Raw genomic sequence first — 23,721 nt, 5'->3', positions numbered from 1 at the left:
TGCTCCCTCGTCAGACGATCGGCTCGTGAACGGTCACGAGCTTGGTGCCGTCAGGGAACGTCGCCTCGACCTGCACGTCGTGGATCATCTCCGGGATTCCGTCCATGACGTCGTCGCGGGTGAGCAACTTGCGGCCGGACGCCATGAGTTCGGCGACGGTGCGCCCGTCCCGGGCGCCTTCGAGAATGTGCGAGGTGATCAGCGCGACCGCCTCGGGATGATTGAGCTTGAGACCCCGGGCCCGACGCTTCTCGGCGACATCGGAAGCCACATGGATGAGCAGTCTCTCCTGCTCGTGCGGGGTCAGTTGCACGAATCCACCTCACAGTCCTTCATGCCGGACCGTGCGGGCCCGGCTGCCGCGGCCACCGCGACGGGTCTAGATGTAACACACAACAAAGATGCACATCCGTGCGGACCCTGCCCTGAAAAGCGGCCGATGACCTGGGACTGGAGGGTAATTCAGCGAAGTTTCAACGGCGTTAACCGACGCTTGACCGTCTTATTGCTGAACGCCGGGCGCACTACCTCATCTCGGGGCCGCGATGTTCCGCGGCAATACCAAACCTTTGCTGTTCGCCGGGAGCGGACGTCAGGGTGCCAATTCGTGACACGGACGTGATCACCGGTTCATCCGCGACATCCCCGGCGGACTCGCTCATCGCCTCGAGTCGCTCCAGGTCGGCGGCCGAGACCAGGGCGACGAGCGGCTTGCCGTGCCGGGTGACGACCACGCGCTCGCTGCCGTACACGACGCGGTTGATCAGGTCGGCGAGCTCTGCCCTGGCTTGCGTCACCGGAATCTCGTAGGCCATACCCTCATCGTACGTCATGTACGTCCTGTACATTTTTGGAGAAGCAGGCTCTGAAGCAGCGTCTTGAGGAGGCACGCACCATGACCCGTCCGTCCGGCCGCTATGTCCTGCCCGAGTTCACCGAGCGCACCAGTTCGGGGAGCCGCACCCTCGACCCGTACTCGAAGCTCCTGGAGGAGCGCATCGTCTTCCTCGGGACGCCGATCGACGACATCTCGGCGAACGATGTGATGGCGCAGTTCATGCACCTCGAGTACCAGGCGCCCGACCAGGACATCTCCCTGTACATCAACTCTCCGGGCGGCTCGTTCAGCGCGATGACCGCGCTCTACGACACGATGCGATACGTCGACTGCGACGTGGCGACGACCTGTCTGGGGCAGTGCTCGTCGGTGGCCGCGGTGCTGCTCGCGGCGGGGACGCCGGGGAAGCGGATGACGCTGCCCGGCGCGCGCGTGGTGATCGACCAGCCCTCGCTGCCCGAGCCGGCCCAGGGACAGCCGAGCGACCTGGAGATCTACGCGAGCGAACTGGTGCGCATGCGCGACCAGTTGGAGGACATGCTTGCCCTGCACAGCGGCCGCTCCAAGGAACAGGTCGGCGCCGACATCGAGCGGGACACCGTGCTGACCGCGCAACAGGCCCTCGAATACGGCCTGGTGGACCACGTCGTGGAGAACCGGACCGCCACACTGCGCTCCCCCGGCGCGAGGTGATCGGCCGATGTACCCACCCGAACTTCCGCCGCTGCCCGCGATGACCCGCGCCGAGTGCGAGCTCGTGGACCGCTATCTGGAGGTGGTCGACCTCGTCGCGCGGATCAACCCGGCCCGGGGCGACGACACCTACAGCGGGCTGCGCGCGGCGCAGGCGCTGGTCAGCCGGGCGGCGGAGCTGCGGGACGCGCTGAACCTGATGCACCAGCGGGGCGAGAGCCGGGTGCACGCGAGCACCCTGGCGCGGGCGCTGCGCGTCCTGGACGGTGAGCGGCGCACCAAGCGGGTCACCCTGCCGTCGGAACCGATCAGTTGAAGTCGGGGACCGGTCGGTAGCAGTCGAGGGCCGGTCAGTAGAAGTCGAGGACCACTCACGAGGAATCCCGAACCGCTACGGCGCGATCCAAACGACCCGAACGAGGTACCCCGTACGGCCTAGCCTCCGCTCCGTCGATGAGCCCGGCAAAGTTGCGTACGAGCCGTAGGCGGCTGCCGGAATTCGGCGTTCCGCCGCTGGTGCGGGGCTCGTCGGGGTCCGTCGGGCCGGGGCGAATGCCGCAGCGTCCACCTGAATGGGTCAAGGGTGACGAGACTCACTTACCGCCGGTTCACCTCGGTTTTCGCCCGTGTCGTGCGTGAAGATCCGTTGCGACGACAAGCCCCCGCCACCGCGGCGGGGCGGTCCGCACGGACGCCGAGTCCTGCCGCCGTGCGGATGCCAGGTCGACAGGAGTGCATCGGCAGGAGTGGAGGACCCGAGCACGACGGGCCCCCGCCGCGCCTCGTCAGAGGCCGCCGGACGGTCCTTGGGGTGAAGCCGCAGCTTGCGGCCGGGCAACTTCGCCGGCCCGAACCCGACAGGTCATCCTTCACAGGCGGCTGACGAAGGGTTGCGCATGACTGCGCTGAATCGTGTTCCGTCGCTGCTGACCCGGGCGGGTACCGCTTCCGCCCTCTCCATCGCCGTCGCCGGCGCGGGGCTCATGGTCCCCGGCGCCGCTTCCGAGGCATCAGCGGCCACGGCATCCGTCAAGGCACTGCACATCGCCGCGTCCAAGAAGGGTGCACCGTACAAGTGGGGCGCCGCCGGGCCGCACCGGTTCGACTGCTCGGGCCTCACGCTCTACTCGTTCAAGCGGGCGGGCAAGAAGCTGCCACGCACCGCGGCCCAGCAGTACAACAGGACCAAGCACATCTCGAGGTCTCACCGTACCCGCGGTGACCTGGTGTTCTTCCGCTCCGGTCGGAGCATCTACCACGTGGGCATCTACGCCGGTAAGGGGCGCATCTGGCACTCCCCGAAGACCGGCGCCGTGGTGCGTCTCGAGCGGATCTGGACGAACAGCGTGTCGTACGGCCGGGTGCGGTGAGCCGCCGCGCTCGCGCTTGAGCACCTCGCGAGCGGATACTCGTAGGGGATGAACGACCGCAACGAGACGCCGTTGGAACGCGCCGATCGGAACTTCGGAGAACTCCTTCAGGAGCTCCGGGTCATCCAGACCGGCGTGCAGTTCCTGTTCGCGTTCTTGTTGACCCTGGCGTTCACGTCGCGCTTCCCCTCGCTCGACACGGTCCAACGGGCCACGTACGTCACGACGTTGCTCCTCACGGTCATCGCGGCCGCGCTGTTCACGGCGCCGGCCGCGGTGCACCGGATGCTGTTCAGCCTGGGCGCGAAACCGCAGATCGTGCGGGTGTCCTCGCGGCTCGCGGCGTACGGGATGGTGGCGCTCGTGCTCGCGCTGAGCGGGTCCGTGCTGCTCGTGGTCGATGTGACGGTCGGCAGGGGCGGCGGGATCGCGGCGGGCGTCGGGACGTTCTTCGTCTGTACGGGCCTGTGGGGACTGCTGCCCTGGCTGTTGCGGCGGGCGGTCCTCAGGCGGGACGGGTGACCGGGGCCACCCAGGGCAGCGTGATCAGCACCGTCTTGCCGCCCTCGGGGGTCGGTCGCACCGTCAGTGTGCCGCCGCACTCCGCGGTGAGGCAGCGGATGATGACCATGCCCCGGCCGTTGTCCTGCTGGACCGCGGCCGGCAGCCGCTTGGGGTAGCGGGGGTGACTGTCGGTGACGCCGATGCGCAGCTGCTCGTCGCGCTCCAGCTCCATGTCGACGGTGAACGTGGGTGACTGGCCCAGGGTGTGCTGCACCGCGTTCGTCGCGAGTTCGGACACGATCAGGCGGACGGTGTCCGCCTCGTCGGTCCCCGGCGCCATGCCCCACTCCCCGAGGACGGTGGCGACATACCTGCGGGCGGCCGAGACCGAGGCGGGATCGCTCGGCAGCGTGACGGATGCTTCCTGGTGGTCTGCCATGGCGACGTGTCCCTTTCCCGCCGAGGTGGCTCGTCCGGCCTCGCGGATCGCTCGCGCGCGGCCCCCGGCAACTGCTTCGCGCCAGATTGCCACTTGGACGTACCCCTGTGGTGCCGATCCCCCAAGATATGCATATATCTGTCGCTCGATGCGGTGAACTCTGCGACGGTGGACCGTATTTGGGCCGAGGTACGCTCCGTCCTCTACCGTCGGCTCAGACACGCGCCCCGTGCGGGCCGGGAGGGAGTCCGGCCGGGTGGCGCGAGGAGCCCGAGGAGTCCTCCATGAAATACGGTCCCGCGGTACGCCGCCGCAAACTCGGTGCCGAATTGCGGACGCTGCGCGTCCAGGCCGGCCTCACGAGCGGGGAGGCGGCCCGGCTCGTCGGCTGGCACCAGTCGAAGGTGAGCAGGATCGAAACCGGACGCAGCGGCGTGAAGCCTTCGGATGTGCTGCGGTTGCTCGACGCCTTCGAGGCCCGCGATCCCCGATTGCGCGAACTGGTGGTCGCGCTGGCCGGCGGGGACGAGGCGGGCGGGCACCACTGGTGGCACGCGTACCGGGGTCTGCTGCCGCCCGCGTACCGCGATTTCATCAGCCTGGAGTCCCAGGCGTGCCGCATCAGGACCCTGGAGACGAGCGTCGTACCGGGGCTTCTGCAGACACCCGAGTACGCGCACGCGGTGACACGTTCGGTATTGAACGGGGCGCCGGACCAGCACATCGACGCGCTGGTGGAGGTGCGGCTCGCGCGCCAGGACGTGCTGCGCGCGGACCCGCCGCTGCGGCTCACCGCCGTGCTCGACGAGGCGGTGCTGCGCAGGGAGGTGGGCGGGAACGGAGTGCTGCGGCGGCAGTTGGCACATCTGGCCGAGGCGGCATCAATGCCGCATGTCCGGATCCATGTGCTTCCGTTCTCGTCGGGTGGCCATATCGGCTTGACGGGACCTTTCGTTGTGTTCTCTTTTCCGAACACATCTGATCTGGATGTGGTTGTTCTCGACCATTTGACGAGTAGCCTCTACCTCGAACGGAAAGAAGACCTCAAGGCGTACACCGACGCCTTCGACGCTCTTCTGCTCCATGCCAGGTCACCCGAGGATTCACTGGAATTCATCGCGGAGCTCGCCGGGTAAGCGAGGACGCCGACACCTCGTCGTGCGCCGGCACCGCGTGAGGAGGCATCATGGCCATTGCCCGCAGTACGTCGCTGAGCGGTGTCCGATGGCGGCGCAGCAGCCGCAGCACGGGCGCCAACAACTGTGTGGAGACAGCCTCGTTGAGGTCGGGAGCGCCGGCCGGTCTGCTGGCCGTCCGCGACTCCAAGCGCACGACGGGGCCCGCGCTCCTGTTCACGTCCGCGAGCTGGCGGGCATTCGTCAACTCCCTGCGGTAGCCGCCCCGTCGGGAGCGGTGCGGCTGATCACCCGGACGGCCTCGGCGACCTCGGTCTCCGTGAGGTCGGCGCGGGCGGTCAGCCGCAGCCGCGCGATGCCGTCGGGCACGGAAGGCGGCCTGAAGCACCCCACCGAGAGTCCCGCGTCCCGGCAGTCCGCCGCCCAGCGGACCGCCGCTTCGGGCGAGGGGGCGCGCACGGAGACGACCGCGGCATCGGGACGGACGGCCAACAGGCCTTCCCTCTGCAGTAGTTGATGCAAGGACGTCGCCACGTCCCGTGCGCGTGCGGCACGTTCCGGCTCGCGGCGCAACAGACGCAGAGCCGCGAGGGCCGCGCCGCAGGCGGCCGGGGCGAGGCCCGTGTCGAAGATGAACGTGCGGGCCGCGTTGACGAGATGGTCGATGACATGGGCGGGGCCGAGCACCGCACCGCCCTGACTGCCGAGGGACTTGGAGAGGGTCACGCTGACGACGGTGTCGGCCGCGCCCGCGAGTCCCGCCGCGTACGGAACACCGCGCCCGCCGGTGCCCACGACGCCGAGCCCGTGCGCGTCGTCGATGATCAGACCCGCCCCGAACTCCCTCGCCACCTGCGCGAGTTCGCCGATCGGCGCCCTGTCGCCGTCCACCGAGAAGACCGAGTCGGTGACGACGACGGCCGGCCCTTCGTGCGTACCGAGTGCCTTGCGGACGGCTTCCGGATCCGCGTGCGGAGCCACCTGGGTGGTGCCGCGGGCGAGCCGGCATCCGTCGATCAGCGAGGCGTGGTTGCCCGCGTCGGACACGATCAGTGAACCGTGCGGGGCGAGCGCGGTGACGGCTGCGAGGTTCGCCGCGTACCCGGAGGAGAACACGAGGGCCGCCTCGAAACCGCAGAACTCCGCCAGTTCCCGCTCCAGTTGGGCGTGCAACTCGGTGCTGCCCGTCACCAGCCGGGAACCCGTGGCCCCGCCGCCCCATCTGCGCGCGGCCCCGGCGGCGCCCTCGACGACCTCGGGGTGCCTGGCGAGGCCCAGATAGTCATTGCTCGCGAGGTCGAGCATCGGGCTGTCCGCGGGGCGCGGGCGCAGGGTGCGGACGAGCCCGGCAGCCTCGCGGGCGCGCCGCTGCGTGCCGATCCAGCCGAACGCGGGTGTGTGGGGCGTGGTCATGAGTCCCTCTGCGAGTCCGGCAATGGGTCAGCGGTGCTTTGTAGGTAATGCACAGACACTAGCGCCCGCGCCACTCGGGCAGGATGTGGCAATACCCACACGCCGTACGCCGTCCTTTGTAGAGAGTCTCCTTTCCTCGAGAGCACGGGATAGGTAAGGATCAGGGCCCATGGACCTGCTGAACACGCTGGTGGACAAGGGGCTTCGGCGCGAACTGCCGAGCCGTGAAGAGGCGCTCGCGGTACTCGCGACGTCGGACGACGAACTGCTCGATGTGGTGGCCGCGGCCGGCAAGGTGCGCCGTCAATGGTTCGGGCGGCGGGTGAAACTCAACTATCTGGTGAACCTCAAATCGGGCCTGTGCCCGGAGGACTGCTCGTACTGCTCGCAGCGTCTGGGTTCGAAGGCGGAGATCCTCAAGTACACGTGGCTGAAGCCCGACGAGGCCTCGAAGGCGGCGGCCGCCGGGGTCGCGGGCGGCGCGAAGCGGGTGTGTCTGGTGGCGAGCGGGCGCGGCCCGACGGACAAGGACGTGGACCGGGTCGCGAAGACCATCGACGCGATCAAGTCCGAGAACGAGGACGTCGAGGTGTGTGCCTGCCTCGGTCTGCTCGACGAGGGTCAGGCGGAACGCCTGCGGGGCGCGGGGGCGGACGCGTACAACCACAACCTCAACACCTCCGAGGCGACGTACGGCGACATCACCACGACGCACACGTACGCGGACCGCGTCGACACCGTGAAGAAGGCGCACGCGGCGGGCCTTTCCGCGTGTTCCGGCCTGATCGCTGGCATGGGCGAGAGCGACGGGGATCTGGTAGATGTCGTCTACGGGCTGCGGGAGTTGGACCCCGACTCGGTGCCGGTGAACTTCCTGATCCCATTCGAGGGGACACCGCTGGCCAAGGAGTGGAACCTGACCCCGCAGCGGTGTCTGCGGATCCTGGCCATGGTGCGGTTCGTGTGCCCGGACGTGGAGGTGCGGATCGCGGGTGGCCGCGAGGTGCACCTGCGGTCGATGCAGCCGCTCGCGCTGCACATCGCCAACTCCATTTTCCTGGGTGACTACTTGACGAGCGAGGGCCAGGCCGGGAAGGCCGACCTCGACATGATCGCGGACGCGGGTTTCGAGGTGGAGGGCGCCGAGCAGGTGACACTGCCGGAGCACCGGGCCGGGGGTGGCTGCGGGTCGACCTGTGCGCCTTCGTCGGAGGCCGGGGGCGAGCCCGCCACCGAGGCCGCTGAGACGCGGACCGATGAGGCGCGGACCGATCTCGTCGCCGTACGTCGCCGGGGCGCGGGGACGGATCTGGCGCCCAATGCCTGAGCTGAACGTGGACGAACTGCTCGACCTGGACCGCCGCCACGTCTGGCACCCGTACGGTCCGATGCCCGGCACGCAAGCGCCCCTGGTCGTCGAGTCGGCGGCCGGGGTGCGGCTGCGGGTCGCGGGGCACGGCGAGCTGGTGGACGGGATGTCGTCGTGGTGGTCGGCGATCCACGGCTACGGCCACCCGGTGCTCGACGAGGCGGCGCGCGACCAGTTGGGGCGGATGAGCCATGTGATGTTCGGCGGCCTGACGCACGAGCCGGCGGTACGGCTCGTGGAACGCCTTGTCGACATGTCTCCGGAGGGCCTGGAGCACGTCTTCCTCGCCGATTCGGGGTCCGTGTCGGTCGAGGTCGCCCTGAAGATGTGTCTGCAGTACTGGCGCTCGCTCGGTCGGCCCGAGAAGCGGCGGATGCTGACGTGGCGCGGTGGTTACCACGGTGACACCTGGCAGCCGATGTCCGTGTGCGACCCCGAGGGCGGGATGCACGGGCTGTGGGCGGGTGTGCTCCAGGAGCAGATCTTCGTGCCCGAGCCGCCGAGCGGCTTCGACGCGTACGAGGAGTCGTACGCGGAGCAGCTGCGGGAGGCGGTCGCGCGGCATGCGCACGAGGTGGCGGCCGTGATCGTGGAGCCGGTGGTGCAGGGCGCGGGCGGGATGCGGTTCCACTCCCCCGCGTATCTGCGGGTGCTGCGGGAGGCGTGCGACGCGCACGATGTGCTGCTGGTGTTCGACGAGATCGCCACGGGGTTCGGGCGGACCGGTGAGCTGTTCGCGGCCGGGCACGCGGGGGTGTCGCCCGATGTGATGTGCATCGGGAAGGCGTTGACCGGCGGCTATCTGACGATGGCGGCGACGTTGTGCACGGCGCGGGTCGCCGAGGGGATCTCGCGGGGCGAGGTGCCGGTGCTCGCGCACGGGCCGACGTTCATGGGGAACCCACTGGCGTCGGCGATCGCGTGCGCGTCGATCGATCTGCTGCTGGAGCAGGACTGGCGCAGCGAGGTGAAGCGGATCGAGGCCGGGCTGAGCGAGGGGCTCGCGGGGGCCGGTGAGCTGGCCGGGGTGCGGGATGTGCGTGTCCTCGGCGCCATCGGCGTCGTCCAGCTCGACCGGGAGGTCGACATGGCGGCGGCGACGCGGGCGGCGGTCGCGGAGGGTGTGTGGCTGCGGCCGTTCCGGGACCTCGTCTACACGATGCCGCCGTACGTCACGAGTGACGAGGACGTGGCACGGATCGGGCGTGCGGTGTGCGCGGTCGCTGCCGCTTCGTCGGGGGAAAGGTGAGTGCCGAGGTGGGTGTGCTGGTGGTGACCGGGACCGGGACCGAGGTCGGCAAGACCGTGACGACGGCGGCGCTTGCGGCCGTCGCGGCGCGGGCCGGGCGTTCGGTGGCCGTGCTCAAACCGGCGCAGACGGGCGTCGCGCCCGGGGAGCCGGGAGACGTGGACGAGGTGGTGCGGCTCGCGGGGGACGCGGTGACGGGGGTCGAGCTGGCGCGGTACCCGGAGCCGCTCGCGCCCGGGACGGCGGCGGCGCGGGCCGGGCTTGCGCCGGTGCGGCCGGGGCACGTGGCCGAAGCCGCCGAGAAGTTGGCGGCTTCGCACGACCTCGTGCTGGTGGAGGGGGCGGGTGGGCTGCTCGTGCGCTTCGACGAGGAGGGCGCGACGTTGGCGGATGTGGCGGGCATGCTGGGGGCGCCGGTGCTGGTGGTCGCGGCGGCGGGGCTCGGGACGTTGAACTCCGTGCAGTTGACGGGTGAGGCGCTGCGGTCGCGTGGCCTTCGCCAGGCGGGTGTCGTCATCGGCAGCTGGCCCCGGGAGCCGGGGCTCGCGGAACGCTGCAATGTGGCGGATCTGCCGGTGGTGGCGGGGGCGGGGTTGCTGGGCGCGGTGCCGGCGGGGGCCGGGGCGCTGGCACCGGGGGCGTTCCGGGCCGGGGCCGAGGGGTGGCTGGGGCCGGAGTTGGGCGGGAGGTGGGACGGGGGGTCGTTCGCGGGGCGCGAGTCCCCCGAGGCCTTCCCGGAGCCGACGCCTTCGTAAGGGGTACGCGGCACCGGGCGCCGCCTTGCCCACCCTGCCGCCCAAGGCGGCAGATTGCCCAAGTCGGTGGCGGTCGACCGCAACGGGGGACCGGGGGTGACGGAGGTTGCCCGAGGCGGGGTGGCCCGTGCCGTCTCGGGTGGGGAACCGTGCTTACGACAGATTGCCCAAGGCGGTGGGCGTCGACCACGGCGGGTGGGGAGCCGGGGCGGTCGGCGGGTCACCCAAGTCGAATGCGGTACCCCGTCGGGCCGACGCCCCCGGAGGGGGCGGGTGGGTGGGAGATCGGCGGGAGCCGGGCGATCGCCTACGTCTGGGCGGGGCAATCCAAGCCCCTGCGGCGGGTGGGTATCTTCAGCCCCTCCGGCGATTGAGGCGCGGGGTCCGGGGCGGAGCCCCGAGGCCGTAACGCCGGTTCCGCACAATCAGCCCCGCCGGCCATTGAGGAGCGGGGTCCGGGGCGGGGCCCCGAGGCGTAGGGTCCGGGGCTCCGTGGCGGGGAAGACTGGGGGTGGGGGCGTGCCCAGTGAAGGAGGCCCCGTCGTGGACAAGGCATCGTTGGTCGGCAAGGTGGCGCGGCGCGGTGAGCGGGGCGCCGTGCACCACCCCGTGTTCGCCCGGTACTACGCTCGGGTTGTCGAGCGGGTCGAGCCCGTCATGGCACCCGTACGGAGCGAGCTCGTCGCCGGGCTCTCCGGGCGCGTACTGGAGATCGGCGCCGGGACCGGCATCGGCTTCGGGCACTATCCGTCCACCGTCGCCGAGGTCGTCGCCATCGAACCGGAGCGCTCCCTGCGCCGGATCGCCGTCGACGCGGCGCAGCGCGTGGACGTGCCGGTCGACGTGGTGCCGGGCGCCGCTGAGGCGCTGCCCGTGAAGAGCGAGGCGTACGACGCCGTGGTGCTCTGCGCCGTGCTGTGCAGCGTACGGAACGTGGAACGCGCCCTGGGCGAGGTGCGGCGCGTGCTGCGGCCCGGCGGCGAGGTGCGGTTCTTCGAACACGTGCGGGCTCCGGGGCGCGGCATGCGCCTCGTCCAGGGCGCCCTCGACCGGACCGTGTGGCCGCTCTGCGTCGGCGGCTGCCATCTGCGGCGGGACGTACTCGGCTCGCTGCGCGCGGCCGGCTTCGAGCTGGGCGCCCACCGGGCGCTGACCATGCCGGGACACGGGCCCCGGCAGCCGATGTCGTACTGCGTGCTGGGCACGGCCGGGCGGCCCGCACACGACAGGCCCTAGCCTTACAGGCTCCAGGTGCGGAGTTCCTTCTCGATGTCGTGGACCGTCGCCGTGCCCGTCTTCACCAGGCGCGCCAGATCGCGGATCTGCTCGGGCGACGTGACGATCTTCAGCCCGCTGGCGACGAGGTACGCGTAGGCGACAGCCGTCGCGTACATCGCGTTCGAGCGCTCCAACGCCGGTACGTGGATGAGGAGTTGGAGAAGCGACGCGGCGCGCGCGTGCGGCGAGTCGTAGACCGGCACGTCGAAGATCGCGGCGCGGTGGCGGGCGACGGCACTCACCAGGGCGCCCCAGTCGGTGACCTGCGGATCGCCGGGCGTCTTCTGCTCCGCGACCATGAGCAGCCAGGCGAGGTCGATGGTGAGATGCGGCGGCTCGTTCAGCGGTTCGTTCGACGAATCACTCAACGGGGCGGCGCCGACCTTCGGTGTCCGAGCCGAACTCCTCGGCGAACACCGACTCGTACTGCTTCATGAAGTCGGCGGCCGCGTCGACGAACGTCCGCCCCTGCTCGCCGGCGTCGCGCCGCACCAGCTCCTCGATGTACCGGTTCACGCTCACCCCTTGGGCGAGCGCGCGCTCGCGGGCGGCGCGGGCGGTGCCCTCTTCCACCCTGACGTTCAGCTGCGTCTTGGCCATACCTCCAAGCTAGCGCCGATGTGCTAGCACCGGCAAGGCGCGGACGATCGATCGTCCGCGCCTCTCCACACCTTTGATCTCCGGCTGTACTCTCGCGGGCCGGACGGGACAGGACATACGGATGAGCGCGAAGGGGCCCTCATGCCGATGGACATGCCGGACACACCGAATGTCACCGCGGCCGCGGGCCGTGGCACGTACCCCGAGCGCTGGCTGCGCGTGTGGAGCCACCGGGAGGACCTGCTCAGGGTCGCCCGGCGCAGATCCCTCACCCCGGAGGACGCCGAGGACGCGGTGCACGAGGCGATGCTGCGCGCGGCGGAGCGGCCCGGCCTGGACGACGAGCGGCTCGGCGGCTGGCTCACGACGGTGACGATGCGGCTGTGCGTCGACCGGCACCGGCAGGTCACGCGGGAGGCCGAGGTGCACCGCAGCCCGACGCTGACGGTCCCGGGCCCCGTGCCCGTCGAGGAGGCCGTGTGCGACCGGGACGAGGCGCGCTGGCTGGCGGCCCGCAGCGCGCAGCTGCCCGAGCGCCAGGCGGAGGCGTTGCGGCTGAAGGCCGAGGGCCTCGACGTGGGAGAGGTCGCCCTGCGGATGCGGCTCGGCTATCGGACCGTCGAGTCGCTGCTGGCGCGGGCCCGGCGCACCTTGCGCAGCACGTTGGCGGGGACGCTGGGGCTCGCCGTGTTCCTGTGGGGCCGCGGAAAGCTCGTCGCGAGCGGTCCCGCGCAGGCCGTCGCGGTGTCGTCCGCGACGGCGGGGCTCGTGGTGGCGGGGTTCGTGGTGCCGGAGGCCAACGGGCACGGGGCCGCTGAGCCGCGGGTGACCCGGGCGGACACGGGGTATGTGCGGCCCCTGCGCGATGTCGGTTCCGCCTCCGCGATTCCCCGGGCGCGGGAGACGCGGGGCGCACAGCACCGGGCCGCTGCGTCACCCACGCGCACGGAGCCGAGTCCGCAGCGTTCGCGTTCCACCGACGAGGGCCTTACACGTACGCGGTGGTCGCCGACGGTGGCACTGCCGCCGATGGCGCTGCCGTCCGTTTCGGTGCTGGGAGTGACGGTGTCGCTGCCTGCGCTTTCACTCACGCCACGGGGCTCTGCCCCATCTGCCCCGGACCCCGCCGGCTCTCGTCCCGAGGCGGGGCTCGACATTGCTCACCCGGCACCCCGGCCCGATGAGGGCAACCCACCGCAGTCACCCGCACCTGCCCGAAAAAAGTTCACCCCGCCGCGACGGATCGCCCGTCCCTCCCCGTAGAGCACATGTCAGAAGTGCGTCAGCACGGCCGGAGGGGGACCGGATGGGTGCCGAGATCCGTGTGGAAGGACTTGCCAAGTCCTTCGGTACGCAAGTGGTCTGGCGAGATGTCTCGCTGACGCTGCCCGCCGGTGAGATCTCGGTGCTGCTCGGCCCTTCGGGCACCGGGAAGTCGGTGTTCCTGAAGACGCTCGTCGGGCTGTTGAAGCCGGATCGAGGGTCAGTGACCGTCGCGGGGCGGGACATCACGCGGCTGCGCGAGCACGAACTGTACGACGTGCGGCGGTTGTTCGGCGTGATGTTCCAGGACGGCGCGCTGTTCGGTTCGATGAGCTTGTTCGACAACATCGCGTTCCCGCTGCGCGAGCACACGCACAGATCCGAGGCCGAGATCCGGCGCATGGTCATGGAGAAGGTCGACATGGTCGGGCTCCTCGGCGCCGAGGAGAAGCTGCCCGGTGAGATCTCCGGCGGGATGCGCAAGCGGGCGGGGCTCGCGCGGGCGCTGATGCTGGACCCGCAGATCGTGCTGTGCGACGAGCCGGACTCCGGCCTCGACCCGGTACGGGTCGCCTACATCAGCCAGTTGATCGTCGACCTGAACGCGCGGACCGGCGCGACCTTCCTGATCGTCACGCACGACATCGCGTCGGCCCGCACCGTCCCCGACAACATCGGCCTGCTGTTCCGCCGCGAACTCGTCCTGTTCGGGCCCCGCGAGCAGTTGCTGACCAGCGACGAGGCCGTGATCCGGCAGTTCCTCGACGGCCGTACCGAGGGACCGATCGGGATGGCCGAGGAGAAGGACGCCGCGCTCGTCGAGGAGGAGCTGGCCCGGCTCGCCGACGCCACCCGGCACACCGCCCCCGGCAGCCGCACCCCTCCCCCGCGCCTGCTTCCGGGACCGGGCATCGCCAGACCGCCCCGCTGGGAGGAGATCGCACGCCGCGAGGGCGCGGCGCGGCAACCGCGGCAGGAGGCCGACGCATGAGCCTCTCGCCGACCGCCGGTCTTCGGCACGCGGGCAGCCTCTTCGCGCTCGCCCTCGACGTCCTTCGGATGCTGCCCAAACGGCCCTTTCAGGCAAGGGAGTTCATCCAGCAGGCCTGGTTCGTCGCGAGTGTCACGATCGTGCCGACGGCGCTCGTGTCCATCCCGTTCGGCGCGGTCATCGCCCTGCAGATCGGGAGTCTGACCCGGCAGCTCGGCGCGCAGTCCTTCGCGGGCGCCGCCTCCGTCCTCGCGGTGCTGCGGGAGGCGTCGCCGATCGTGACGGCGCTGCTGATCGCGGGCGCGGGCGGGACGGCGATCTGCGCGGACCTCGGGGCGCGGAAGATCCGTGAGGAGATCGACGCGATGCGGGTGCTCGGCATCGACCCCGTGCACCGCCTGGTCGTGCCGCGCGTGCTCGCGTCGATGGTCGTCGCCGTGCTGCTCAACGGACTGGTGTCGGTGGTCGGCATCGTCGGCGGCTACGCGTTCAACGTCCTTCTGCAGAACGGTACTCCGGGCGCCTACCTCGCCTCGTTCACCACGCTCGCGCAGATCTCCGATCTGTGGGCGGCCGAGGTCAAGGCGCTGGTGTTCGGCGCGATCGCCGCGATCGTCGCCTCGTACAAGGGGCTCACCGCCAGAGGCGGCCCGAAGGGGGTGGGTGACGCGGTGAACCAGTCCGTGGTCATCACGTTCATGCTGCTGTTCGTCACGAACTTCGTGATGACGGCGGTGTACTTCCAGGCCGTCCCGCAGCGGGGGTAGCCGATGCGCCCGCCGCTCGCCAGAGCACTCGCCGCCCGCCCGCTCCGCGCACTGGAGGAGCTCGGGACCCAACTGGCCTTCTACGGCAAGTCGTTGGCGTGGACGCCGCGCACCCTGCGCCGCTACAAGCAGGAGGTCCTGCGACTGCTCGCCGAGGTGAGCTTCGGGCGTGGCGCGCTGGCCGTGATCGGCGGCACCGTCGGGGTGATCGCGTTCCTGTCGTTCTTCACCGGCACGGAGGTGGGCCTTCAGGGCTACGCGGCACTGCAGCAGTTGGGCACCTCGAACTTCGTGGCGTTCCTGTCCGCGTACTTCAACACCCGTGAGATCGCCCCGCTGGTGGCGGGGCTCGCCCTGTCCGCGACCGTGGGCGCCGGGTTCACCGCGCAGCTCGGCGCGATGCGGATCAACGAGGAGACGGACGCCCTCGAAGTGATGGGCATCCCCTCGCTGCCGTATCTGGTGACGACGCGGATGATCGCCGGGTTCGTCGCGGTGATCCCGCTGTACGTGATCGGGCTGCTCTCCTCGTACCTCGCCGCCCGCACCATCACCACCTTCTACTACGGGCAGTCGGCGGGCACGTACGACCAGTACTTCCACCAGTACCTGCCACCCGTGGACGTGTTGTGGTCGTTCGGGAAGGTCCTTGTCTTCGCCGTCGTGATCATCCTGGTGCACTGCTTCTACGGCTATTACGCGCGCGGCGGCCCGGCGGGCGTCGGGGTCGCGGTGGGGCGGGCGGTGCGCACCTCGATCGTGGCGATCAACGTCGTCGACTTCTTCCTGTCGCTCGCGATCTGGGGTGCCACGACGACCGTACGGATCGCGGGGTGAGCGGCGTGGCAGGCGCGCGGAGCGTCCAACTGCGGCTCTACGGGCTTGTGTTCATCGTCGTGCTCGGCCTGCTGGTCGCCCTGTCCGTCGCCGTCTACGAGCAGAAGTTCACCCCTGTCGTACGGATCACCCTCGAAGCCGACTCCACCGGCAACCAGCTCGACGAGCGCGCCGACGTCAAGCTGCGCGGTGTGCTCGTCGGTGAGGTGCGGTCGGTGCGCGCGGACGGGGCGAAGGCGACGCTGGACCTCGCGCTGAAGCCGCAGCACGTCGCGTCGATCCCCGCGGATGTGCATGCGCGGCTGCTGCCCAAGACGCTCTTCGGCGAGAAGTTCGTCGACCTGATCGCACCCGAGCACACCGCGGGCCGACCGATCCGCGCCGGCGATGTCATCACCCAGGACCGCACCCGCGTCGGCACCGAGGTCCAGCAACTCCTGGACGATCTCCTGCCGTTGCTGCGAGCCGTGCGGCCCGGGAAGCTCAACGCCACGCTCAGCGCGTTCGCCGGCGCGCTCGAAGGGCGCGGCGACAGGATCGGCGACAACCTCACGCGGGTCGCCGACTATCTGGGCGAGCTCAATCCTCATCTGCCGGCCCTCGCCGAGGACATCGCACGGCTCGCGGAGGTCGCCGATGTGTACGGGGACGCGGCGCCCGACCTCCTCGACACCCTGCGCAACACCGTCACCACCAGCCGGACGCTCGTCGAGAAGCGGGACCGGCTCGCGTCCGCTCTCGCCGCGACGACCGGCGTCGCCGGCACGGCAGACGATGTCCTGCGCAGGAACGGTGAGCGACTCATCACCGTGAACCGTGTCGCCCGCCCCACCCTCGCCCTGCTCGCCCGCTACGCACCCGAGTACCCGTGCCTCTTCGAAGGCCTGGTGCACCAGGACAAGCTCTCCCAGAAGGTGTTCGAGGGCGGCCGGATGCACATCACGCTGGAGGTCGCGCTCCCCCAACAGGCGTACCGGCCGGGCGAGGAGCCCCGCTACGGCGCCCGCACCGGCCCCGACTGCCACGGCCTTCCGCACCCCGAGGTGCCCTCGCCCGCCGTCCGCCACGAGGACGGCTCCAAGCACCGCGAACCCGGCCTGCCACTCGGCCTCGGCGCCCCGGGCGGCCTGTCCGACGTCGCGGCGACGCGGGCCGAGCAGCACACCGTCGGCGCGCTCGTGGCGCCCGTACTCGATGTGTCGGCCGATGACGTGCCGCCGGTCGCGACGCTGCTGTTCGGGCCGCTCGCGCGGGGGACGGGGGTGAGCGTCGCATGAGCCCCCTGCGCCGCACCGGACCTCTGCGGGCCTCCCCCGCCCGCCGGGCCACCGGGCCGCTCGTCAAGTTCGGCCTCTTCGCGCTGGTGACCGTTCTGGCGACGGCCCTGCTCGCCGCCACCATCGTCAACATCTCCGGCACGGACAAGGACACGTACCACGCGGTGTTCAGCGATGTGACGGGCCTGGAGGACGGGGACGACGTGCGGGTCGCCGGGGTGCGCGTCGGTCAGGTGGAGGACATCCGCATCAAGGACAGGACCCTCGCGGAGGTCACCTTCACCGTCACCGAGGAGCGTCCGCTGCTGCGGAGCACGGGCGCGGTCATCCACTACCGGAACCTGGTCGGGCAGCGGTACGTCGCGCTGACCGAGGGAGCCGGAGACCGCACGCGCCTTCCGTCGCAGGGGACGATCCCGCTGTCCCGCACGCAGCCCGCCCTCGACCTGAACACCCTGCTCAACGGGTTCAAGCCGCTGTTCGCCGCGCTCAGCCCGAAGGACGTCAACCAGCTCGCCACGGAGATCGTCAAGACGCTCCAGGGCGAGGGCGGCACCGTCGACAGCCTGCTCGTGCACACCGCCTCGCTCACCACGACCCTCGCGGGCCGCGACAAGCTGATCGGCTCGGTGATCGACAACCTGAACACCGTCCTGGAGACGCTCGACAAGCGCGGCGCCCGCTTCGCAGAACTGCTCAAGCAGCTACGACGGGTCGTGTCGGGGCTGGCCGCCGACCGGGGGCCCATCGGGGAGTCGCTCGTGAGCGTCGGCGATCTGACCGGGGCCACCTCGGGGCTCCTGAAGGACGCGCGGCCACCCCTCAAGGACGACATCGCGGGCCTCGGCAGGCTCGCAGGGACGCTCGACGACAACGAGAAGACCGTGGAGGGCGTGCTGCGGAGGCTGCCGAACAAGCTCAACAAGCTGACGGGGACGGCGAGTTACGGCTCGTGGTTCAACTTCTACCTCTGCGACTTCGACGGCCGCGTCGTGCTGCCGAGGACGAAGCAGATCCTGACGCCGAAGGCGCACATCACGCGGGCGAGGTGCGGCCGATGAAGCGACCGAAGCTGCCGGGTGGGCCGCGTACCCCGTTCCGTGAGCGGAACCCCGTGGTGATCGGGGCCGTCGGCGTCACCGTTCTCGGGCTGCTCACCGTGGCCGCCTTCAACGTGGAGAGCCTGCCGCTGATCGGCGACGGCGACACGTACAGCGCGGCCGTCTCCGAGGCGGGCGGCCTGAAGTCGGGCGACGAGGTGCGGATCGCCGGCGTGAAGGTCGGCAAGGTCAAGGACGTCGACCTGGACGGCTCGCACGTCAAGGTCACCTTCGCGGTCAAGGGCGATCCGGGCTTCGGGACCCGGACGGGCGCGTCGATCAGGGTCAGGACGATCCTCGGCGCCAAGTACCTCGCCCTGTACCCCAAGGGGCCGGGCCAGTTGAAGCCGGGCAGCGAGATCCCGCTGGCGCGGACCACATCGGCGTACGACGTCGTGGAGGCGTTCAGCGATCTGACCCGCACGACGGAACGCGTCGACACCGCCCACCTGGCGAAGGCCCTGAACACCCTGTCCAGCACCTTCGAGGACTCGCCGGACGAGGTGCGCGCCTCGCTCAAGGGCCTGTCGAAGATCTCCCGGACGGTCTCCTCGCGCGACAAGGAGCTGCGCACACTCCTGCGCCACGCGAACGGGGTCAGCGGCGTACTCGCCGAACACAGCGACGACTTCACCACCCTGATCAAGGACGGTGACAAGCTGTTCAAGGAGATCACCGCGCGACGCGAGGCGATCCACACACTCCTGGAGACGTCCGCGGCGCTCGGCCTGGAGCTGTCGGGGCTCGTCAAGGACAACGAGAAGGAACTCGGGCCCACCCTCGCGAACCTCAACGGCGTGGTGCGGATGCTCGAACGCAATCAGTCGAGCCTCGACCGGGGCATCAAGGCGCTCGCCCCGTTCCTGAGGGTCTTCACCAACGCCGTGGGCAACGGCCGTTGGTTCGACGGCTACGTGCAGAACCTGGTGTCCGTTCCGGTGTCGGTACGCAAGGGGGACTCGCCGTGAACGTCATGAACGCCGTGCACCTCGACCACCGGTACGCGCGTCCCGCCGTGCTCGGCGTCGCGCTCGCGCTGGTCGTCGCGCTCACCTACGTACTGTGGCCGCGCCCCGAGCCCGTCCGCGTCACCGTGTACTTCCCGCGCACGGTCGGCATCCACGAGGGCTCGGACGTGCGCGTACTCGGCGTCCGGTTCGGGAAGGTCGACTCGATCACTCCGCAGGGCGACCGGGTGCGCGTCGACCTCAGCTATGACGCGGACCGCAAGGTACCCGCCGGGGCGAGGGCCGCCATCATCAACTCCTCGCTGGTGAGCGACCGTTACGTCCAACTGCTGCCCGTCTACCGGGGCGGCCCCGAGCTGCGCAGCGGTGATGTCATCCCCGAGCGGCGCACGGCCGTGCCCGTCGAGCTCGACCGGGTCTTCGACAGTCTGCACACGACCGCAGAGGCCCTCGGCCCCGAAGGCGCCAACAAGGACGGCGCCCTCTCGCGGCTGCTCGGCGTGAGCGCCGACAACCTCGACGGGCAGGGCAGGAACCTCCGTCGCACGGTCGAGGACCTGTCGAAGGCGGTCACGACGCTCTCCGACGGGCGCACGGACCTGTTCGGCACCGTGCGCAAGCTCCAGGTGTTCACGGCGGCCCTGGCCGCCGACGACAAGAGCGTACGGGCGTTCAACTCCAGCCTCACCGAGGTCGCGGGGCAGCTCGCGGGCGAGCGGGAGGATCTCGCGGCGACGCTCAAGAACCTGGGCACGGCGCTCGCCGACGTCTCCGCCTTCGTGAAGGCCAACAAGAAGTCGCTGGCCTCCAACGTGGCGGGCCTCAGCAAGGTGACCAAGGTACTCGTCTCCCAACGGGCCGCCCTGGAGGAGCTGTTGGACGTCGCACCCGCCGGCCTGTCGAACCTCAACAACACCTACAACCCGAGCTCAGGCACCCTCGACACCCGTATCAACGTCGAGCAGTCGCGGGACCCGGCCTCACTCCTGTGCTCGCTCCTGTCGACGACCGGCGAACTCGGCGTAGGCAAGAACCCCGACTGCGGAAAGCTGCGCAAGCTCTTCGACCGGCTGCCGAAGGTGCCGGAGCTGCCCGAGCTTCCGCTCGGGTCCACGGGCACGGGCACCGTGGACCGGTCGCTCGGCGGGATCCTGGGGGCGGACGGATGAGCGGCGGACGCGGCCGATCCGTGGCGTGGGCGGCCGCCGGGGCGCTGCTGCTCTCCGGCTGCGAGTTCCACGGCTGGTACGACGTGCCGCTGCCCGGCGGCGCCGCCGACGACGATCACGCGTACCGCGTCACGGTCGACTTCCGCGACGTCCTCGACCTGGTGCCGCAGTCGGCGGTCAAGGCCAACAACGTCACGGTGGGCGCCGTGGAGAAGGTGGAGCTGAACGGCTGGCACGCGCGCGTGCGCCTGCGGGTGGCCGACCACGTGAAGCTGCCCGCCAACGCGGTCGCCGAACTGCGTCAGACCAGCCTGCTCGGCGAGAAGTACGTCGCCCTGTCGGCGCCCGACGACCTCCCGTCCGTCGGCCGGCTCCGCGACGGCGACCGCGTCCCGCTGTCCCGCAGCGGCCGCAACCCGGAGGTCGAGGAGGTGCTGTCCGCCCTGTCCGCGCTGCTCAGCGGGGGCGGCGTGGCGCAGCTCAAGACGATCACGGTGGAGCTGAACCGGGCCCTGGACGGCCGGGAGAACCGCGTCAGATCACTCCTGGAGGAGCTGAACACGTTCATCGGCACGCTGGACGACCAGCGCGGCGACATCGTGCGCGCGCTGCGGGCCGTCGACCGGCTCGCGGGACGCCTGGGCAAGGAGAGGCGGACCATCGCACGCGCCGTCGACGCACTGCCGCCCGCCCTCGACGTCCTGGCCGACCAGCGCAAGGACCTCACGAAGATGCTCACCGCACTGTCGAAGCTCGGCAGGACCGGCACGAGGGTCATCAACGCCTCGCACGACGACACGGTCGCGAACCTCGAGCAGTTGCGCCCGATCCTGCGACGGCTGAACGAGGCGGGCGACGACGTCCCCAACTCCCTTGAGGTGCTCACCACTTACCCCTTCCCGAGGAACGTGACGGACGCCATCAAGGGCGACTTCGTGAACCTCCACCTCACGGCGGACCTCGACCTGGAGAGCGTGTACGGGAACCTGACCGGGGATGCCGGGAAGGGCGGCGAATCCGGGGAATCCGGCGGCTCCGACGGCGGCGGCGGCAAGGGCGGCTCCTCGAAGCCGGCCCCGGATCCGAAGCCGCAGCCGCCCCGCCTCCCGGACCTCTCCGACCTGCTGCTCCAGGGGGTCCAGCCATGATCACTCGTACGGTCAAGGCGCAGCTGATCGCCTTCGCCACGGTCACCGCGGTCGGCGTCTCGTACGTCGGCGCCGAGTACACGGCTCTTGTGGACGCGGTGCTCGGCCGTGGGTACACCGCGCGCGCCGAGTTCGCCGACTCCGGGGGCGTCTTCCCCGGCGCCCAAGTCACGTATCGCGGGGTGCCGGTGGGCAAGGTGGGCGCGCTGCGGCTCACCGGCAGGGACGGCGTCTCGGTGTCGCTCGACATCGAGGACGGCGCGCCGCGCATCCCGCAGGACACGCTCGCCGTCGTCGCGAACCGTTCGGCGGTCGGCGAGCAGTACGTCGACCTTCAGCCGCGCACGTCCCACGGCCCGTATCTCCTCGACGGCAGCACCATTCCACGCGCGCGTACGCGCGTGCCGCTGCCCGCCACGGATCTCGTGCTCAGTCTGGACCGGTTGGTGAACTCGGTCGGCAAGGGCGATCTGCGGGTCACCGTCGACGAGTTGGGCAAGGCGTTCGCCGGCACGGGGCCGCGCCTCGGCCGGCTCGTGGACTCGGGCGACACGCTGGTCGACGCGGCGTCCGACGCGCTGCCCCAGACCGTCTCGCTCATCGAGGACGCGCGGACGGCGCTCCGGACCCAGGCCGAACAGGGCTCGTCCATCAGGTCGTTCGCACGGGACCTTTCGAGCCTGACCGCGCAGTTGAAGTCGAGCGACGGCGATCTGCGCAAGCTGATCGGCAACACGCCTCCGGCCGCACAGCAGGTCAACTCCCTTCTGAGGTCCGTCGATCCGCAGCTCTCGGTGCTGCTCGCCAATCTGATCAGCGGCGGCCAGGTCGTCCGGGCCCGGCTGCCCGGTGTGGAGCAGGCCCTGGTCACCTTCCCCGGCCTGACGGCGGGCGGCCGGACCATCGCGCCCGACGACGGCACCACACACTTCGGCCTCGCCCTGAACGTCGCCGACCCGCCCGCGTGCACCAAGGGGTACGAGGGGACGAAGTGGCGCGACCCCGCCGACACCAGCACCCGGGAGGCGAACACGGACGCCCGCTGCGCCCTCCCGCGCGGCAGCGCGTCATCGGTGCGCGGCGCGCAGAACGCGCCGCGCGCGACCACGCAGGACACCCCGACGCCGTACGACCCGGATTCCGGGGCGGCGACGGGGCCTGACGGAAAGCCCGTCGAGATCGGCTCGGCGGGCGGCCAACAGGCCATGTTCGGAAAGGAGTCGTGGCAGTGGCTGCTCGTCGGACCCCTCGCATGAGGCCTCGGATGATGAGGCCCCGGATGAGGCCCTGGATGACGGGCCGGGCGGCGAGGACCGTGGTCGTCGTGGCGACGGTGCTCGCCGCCGCGCTCACGACCTCGTTCGCCGTCGGCCTGCGCCATCAGCACGACACGGAGCAGCGGCGCCAGGACGTCCTGGCCGCGGCCCGCCAGTCCGCGCTGAACTTCACCACGCTCGACTACCGGCACTACGCGCGCGACAGCGGGCACGTCCTCGACGGCGCCACCGGCGATTTCAAGCAGCAATTCGCCGCGCAGACGGCGCAGTTGACCAAGCTTGTCGCCGAGAACAAGTCGGTCTCGAAGGGGCAGATCCTCGACGCGGGGCTCGTCAGGTCCACCGCCGAATCCGCCCGCGTTCTGGTCGTCGCCGACAGCAAGGTGGCCAACAAGTCCGTACCCAAGGGCGAGGCCCGCACCTATCGGCTCCAGCTCGACCTGGTGCGCAAGGACGGGCAGTGGCTGACCTCCGACGTCGAGTTCGTCGGCTGATCGACCGAGAGGAGTCGGACCGTGACGAGGACGAAGACGTCGATGAGCGCGGCGGCGCGCGCGGCGGCCAAGCGGGCGGAACGGGTGCGCCGGGCGCCCACACCCACGCCGACGCCGACGCCGTCGGCACCAGAACCCGTAGAGCCGGAGCCCGTAGAGCCGGAAGCCGTAGAGCCGGAAGCCGTCCGCCCCTCCCCCACCCGCAGCCGCCCACCCCTGCGCACTCTCGCCTGGTTCACCCTCCCCCTCGTGCTCGTCGCGGCCCTCGTCGCCACGGGCGTCCTCGGCCTGCGCTACCGGGACGGCGTACGCGCCGAGCAGGCGCGGACCGAGGCTCTCGTGGCCGCACGCAAGGCCGCGCCCGTGGTCCTGTCCTACGACTACCGCCACCTGGACCGCGACTTCGCCGCCGCCCGCGACCGCCTGACCGGCGACTTCCGCGACGAGTACCGCAGGACGACGTCGAAGGCGGTCGGGCCGACGGCGAAGAAGTACCACGGGATCGTCAGGGCGACCGTGGCGCAGGTCTCCGGTGCCGCGCCCGCGGCGTCCGTGAAGTCGACGTCCGCGGAACGCGCCGTGGTGATCCTCTTCGTGAACCAGATGACCCGCAGCACCCGGATCTCAGGGCCCCGCGTGGACCTCAACCGGGTCCGGATGACCATGACCCGCACCGCCGACGGCTGGAAGGTGAGCGGCGTCGACGCGCTCTGAGGCCCGATGTCACAGCGAGCGGCTATCCTCGGACCCTGACACAGAACCCGAAGAACAACTGGCTTACAGGGT

28 protein-coding genes are annotated in these 23,721 nt (G+C 70.7%); 22 read left to right on the top strand and 6 right to left on the bottom strand.

The genetic code is table 11. The features are described from left to right. Nucleotides 1–10: 10 nt before the first annotated feature. Nucleotides 11–313 carry an urease subunit gamma gene (locus tag ACOKM3_RS34765; protein WP_326020178.1) on the bottom strand — a complete coding sequence of 101 codons (303 nt, stop codon included), beginning with the start codon at nt 311–313 and terminating at the stop codon, nt 11–13. A 211-nt stretch (nt 314–524) separates the two neighbouring features. Next, nucleotides 525–815: a type II toxin-antitoxin system Phd/YefM family antitoxin gene (locus ACOKM3_RS34760; RefSeq protein ID WP_426905197.1), complete on the bottom strand. Its 291-nt coding sequence runs from the start codon at nt 813–815 to the stop codon at nt 525–527. Between the two features lie 80 nt (nt 816–895). Between ACOKM3_RS34760 and ACOKM3_RS34755 the strand changes: the two genes are divergently transcribed. The 4 genes from ACOKM3_RS34755 to ACOKM3_RS34740 all read left to right on the top strand — a co-directional run bounded on the left by ACOKM3_RS34755 (nt 896) and on the right by ACOKM3_RS34740 (nt 3,423). Continuing rightward, complete coding sequence (locus ACOKM3_RS34755; protein WP_426905196.1) at nt 896–1,531, top strand: ATP-dependent Clp protease proteolytic subunit; 636 nt, start codon at nt 896–898, stop codon at nt 1,529–1,531. Between the two features lie 7 nt (nt 1,532–1,538). Continuing rightward, nucleotides 1,539–1,847: a hypothetical protein gene (locus tag ACOKM3_RS34750; protein ID WP_426905195.1), complete on the top strand. Its 309-nt coding sequence runs from the start codon at nt 1,539–1,541 to the stop codon at nt 1,845–1,847. A gap of 580 nt (nt 1,848–2,427) precedes the next feature. Continuing rightward, entirely contained in the window at nt 2,428–2,901 is a 474-nt protein-coding gene (locus ACOKM3_RS34745; protein ID WP_426905194.1) for a C40 family peptidase, read from the top strand. 48 nt (nt 2,902–2,949) lie between these two features. Continuing rightward, complete coding sequence (locus ACOKM3_RS34740) at nt 2,950–3,423, top strand: DUF6328 family protein (RefSeq protein ID WP_426905193.1); 474 nt, start codon at nt 2,950–2,952, stop codon at nt 3,421–3,423. Here ACOKM3_RS34740 and ACOKM3_RS34735 read toward each other — a convergent pair. Then, nucleotides 3,407–3,844, bottom strand: a complete 438-nt coding sequence (locus tag ACOKM3_RS34735; RefSeq protein ID WP_426905192.1) for an ATP-binding protein — start codon at nt 3,842–3,844, stop codon at nt 3,407–3,409. The genes ACOKM3_RS34740 and ACOKM3_RS34735 overlap by 17 nt on opposite strands. A 284-nt stretch (nt 3,845–4,128) precedes the next feature. Here ACOKM3_RS34735 and ACOKM3_RS34730 point away from each other — a divergent pair, with 284 nt between their 5' ends. Both ACOKM3_RS34730 and ACOKM3_RS34725 read left to right on the top strand, forming a co-directional pair. Further along, the gene (locus ACOKM3_RS34730) at nt 4,129–4,980 is read left to right on the top strand and encodes a helix-turn-helix domain-containing protein (RefSeq protein ID WP_426905191.1); all 852 of its coding nucleotides are present in this window, start codon (nt 4,129–4,131) and stop codon (nt 4,978–4,980) included. Nucleotides 4,981–5,030: 50 nt separating this feature from the next. Next, nucleotides 5,031–5,240, top strand: a complete 210-nt coding sequence (locus ACOKM3_RS34725; RefSeq protein ID WP_426905190.1) for a DUF397 domain-containing protein — start codon at nt 5,031–5,033, stop codon at nt 5,238–5,240. On the opposite strand, the gene ACOKM3_RS34720 is transcribed toward ACOKM3_RS34725, so the two are convergent. Continuing rightward, entirely contained in the window at nt 5,224–6,393 is a 1,170-nt protein-coding gene (locus ACOKM3_RS34720) for an 8-amino-7-oxononanoate synthase (RefSeq protein ID WP_426905189.1), read from the bottom strand. The genes ACOKM3_RS34725 and ACOKM3_RS34720 overlap by 17 nt on opposite strands. Nucleotides 6,394–6,562: 169 nt before the next feature. Between ACOKM3_RS34720 and bioB the strand changes: the two genes are divergently transcribed. The 4 genes from bioB (at nt 6,563) to ACOKM3_RS34700 (ending at nt 11,002) form a co-directional block, all read left to right on the top strand. Then, complete coding sequence (bioB, locus tag ACOKM3_RS34715; protein ID WP_426905188.1) at nt 6,563–7,720, top strand: biotin synthase BioB; 1,158 nt, start codon at nt 6,563–6,565, stop codon at nt 7,718–7,720. Next, nucleotides 7,713–9,011, top strand: a complete 1,299-nt coding sequence (locus ACOKM3_RS34710; RefSeq protein ID WP_426905187.1) for an adenosylmethionine--8-amino-7-oxononanoate transaminase — start codon at nt 7,713–7,715, stop codon at nt 9,009–9,011. Before bioB ends, ACOKM3_RS34710 begins: the two co-directional genes overlap by 8 nt. A gap of 8 nt (nt 9,012–9,019) precedes the next feature. After that, nucleotides 9,020–9,766 (top strand): dethiobiotin synthase, encoded by a 747-nt coding sequence (gene bioD, locus ACOKM3_RS34705; protein ID WP_426906977.1) that lies wholly within the window; start codon nt 9,020–9,022, stop codon nt 9,764–9,766. Nucleotides 9,767–10,309: 543 nt separating this feature from the next. Next, on the top strand, nt 10,310–11,002 hold the full coding sequence (locus ACOKM3_RS34700) for a class I SAM-dependent methyltransferase (RefSeq protein WP_426905186.1): 693 nt from the start codon (nt 10,310–10,312) through the stop codon (nt 11,000–11,002). Nucleotides 11,003–11,004: 2 nt separating this feature from the next. Here the strand turns inward: ACOKM3_RS34700 and ACOKM3_RS34695 are convergent, their stop codons facing one another. Then, complete coding sequence (locus ACOKM3_RS34695; protein ID WP_426906976.1) at nt 11,005–11,343, bottom strand: fic family toxin-antitoxin system, toxin component; 339 nt, start codon at nt 11,341–11,343, stop codon at nt 11,005–11,007. Between the two features lie 61 nt (nt 11,344–11,404). Beyond that, complete coding sequence (locus ACOKM3_RS34690) at nt 11,405–11,644, bottom strand: toxin-antitoxin system HicB family antitoxin (protein ID WP_266722288.1); 240 nt, start codon at nt 11,642–11,644, stop codon at nt 11,405–11,407. A gap of 141 nt (nt 11,645–11,785) precedes the next feature. Between ACOKM3_RS34690 and ACOKM3_RS34685 the strand changes: the two genes are divergently transcribed. Genes ACOKM3_RS34685 through ACOKM3_RS34630 form a run of 12 tightly spaced genes read left to right on the top strand, consistent with a single transcriptional unit; the run spans nt 11,786 to nt 23,649 of the window. Continuing rightward, entirely contained in the window at nt 11,786–12,907 is a 1,122-nt protein-coding gene (locus tag ACOKM3_RS34685) for an RNA polymerase sigma factor (RefSeq protein WP_426905185.1), read from the top strand. Between the two features lie 43 nt (nt 12,908–12,950). Further along, a complete protein-coding gene (locus ACOKM3_RS34680; RefSeq protein WP_426905184.1) occupies nt 12,951–13,898 on the top strand; it encodes an ABC transporter ATP-binding protein in 948 nt (315 codons plus the stop codon). After that, nucleotides 13,895–14,665, top strand: a complete 771-nt coding sequence (locus tag ACOKM3_RS34675; RefSeq protein WP_426905183.1) for an MlaE family ABC transporter permease — start codon at nt 13,895–13,897, stop codon at nt 14,663–14,665. Before ACOKM3_RS34680 ends, ACOKM3_RS34675 begins: the two co-directional genes overlap by 4 nt. Nucleotides 14,666–14,668: 3 nt before the next feature. Then, complete coding sequence (locus ACOKM3_RS34670) at nt 14,669–15,502, top strand: MlaE family ABC transporter permease (RefSeq protein ID WP_426905182.1); 834 nt, start codon at nt 14,669–14,671, stop codon at nt 15,500–15,502. 5 nt (nt 15,503–15,507) lie between these two features. After that, the gene (locus ACOKM3_RS34665; protein ID WP_426906975.1) at nt 15,508–16,779 is read left to right on the top strand and encodes an MCE family protein; all 1,272 of its coding nucleotides are present in this window, start codon (nt 15,508–15,510) and stop codon (nt 16,777–16,779) included. Continuing rightward, nucleotides 16,776–17,840 (top strand): MCE family protein, encoded by a 1,065-nt coding sequence (locus ACOKM3_RS34660; protein WP_426905181.1) that lies wholly within the window; start codon nt 16,776–16,778, stop codon nt 17,838–17,840. The genes ACOKM3_RS34665 and ACOKM3_RS34660 overlap by 4 nt, the downstream gene beginning before the upstream one ends. Next, nucleotides 17,837–18,847 (top strand): MCE family protein, encoded by a 1,011-nt coding sequence (locus ACOKM3_RS34655; protein ID WP_426905180.1) that lies wholly within the window; start codon nt 17,837–17,839, stop codon nt 18,845–18,847. Before ACOKM3_RS34660 ends, ACOKM3_RS34655 begins: the two co-directional genes overlap by 4 nt. A gap of 5 nt (nt 18,848–18,852) precedes the next feature. After that, complete coding sequence (locus ACOKM3_RS34650; protein ID WP_426906974.1) at nt 18,853–20,016, top strand: MCE family protein; 1,164 nt, start codon at nt 18,853–18,855, stop codon at nt 20,014–20,016. Further along, nucleotides 20,013–21,164, top strand: a complete 1,152-nt coding sequence (locus tag ACOKM3_RS34645; RefSeq protein ID WP_426905179.1) for an MCE family protein — start codon at nt 20,013–20,015, stop codon at nt 21,162–21,164. The genes ACOKM3_RS34650 and ACOKM3_RS34645 overlap by 4 nt, the downstream gene beginning before the upstream one ends. Then, complete coding sequence (locus ACOKM3_RS34640) at nt 21,161–22,420, top strand: MCE family protein (RefSeq protein ID WP_426905178.1); 1,260 nt, start codon at nt 21,161–21,163, stop codon at nt 22,418–22,420. The genes ACOKM3_RS34645 and ACOKM3_RS34640 overlap by 4 nt, the downstream gene beginning before the upstream one ends. A 35-nt stretch (nt 22,421–22,455) precedes the next feature. Further along, entirely contained in the window at nt 22,456–22,935 is a 480-nt protein-coding gene (locus tag ACOKM3_RS34635; RefSeq protein WP_426905177.1) for a hypothetical protein, read from the top strand. 21 nt (nt 22,936–22,956) lie between these two features. Next, nucleotides 22,957–23,649 (top strand): hypothetical protein, encoded by a 693-nt coding sequence (locus ACOKM3_RS34630; RefSeq protein ID WP_426905176.1) that lies wholly within the window; start codon nt 22,957–22,959, stop codon nt 23,647–23,649. Nucleotides 23,650–23,721 lie beyond the last annotated feature (72 nt).

It is taken from the genome of Streptomyces nidicola (assembly GCF_050106155.1).
Taxonomy (GTDB): Bacteria; Actinomycetota; Actinomycetes; order Streptomycetales; family Streptomycetaceae; genus Streptomyces.
Note: the sequence above shows the minus strand (reverse complement) of the source record. Positions and strands in the feature narration are given on the sequence as shown.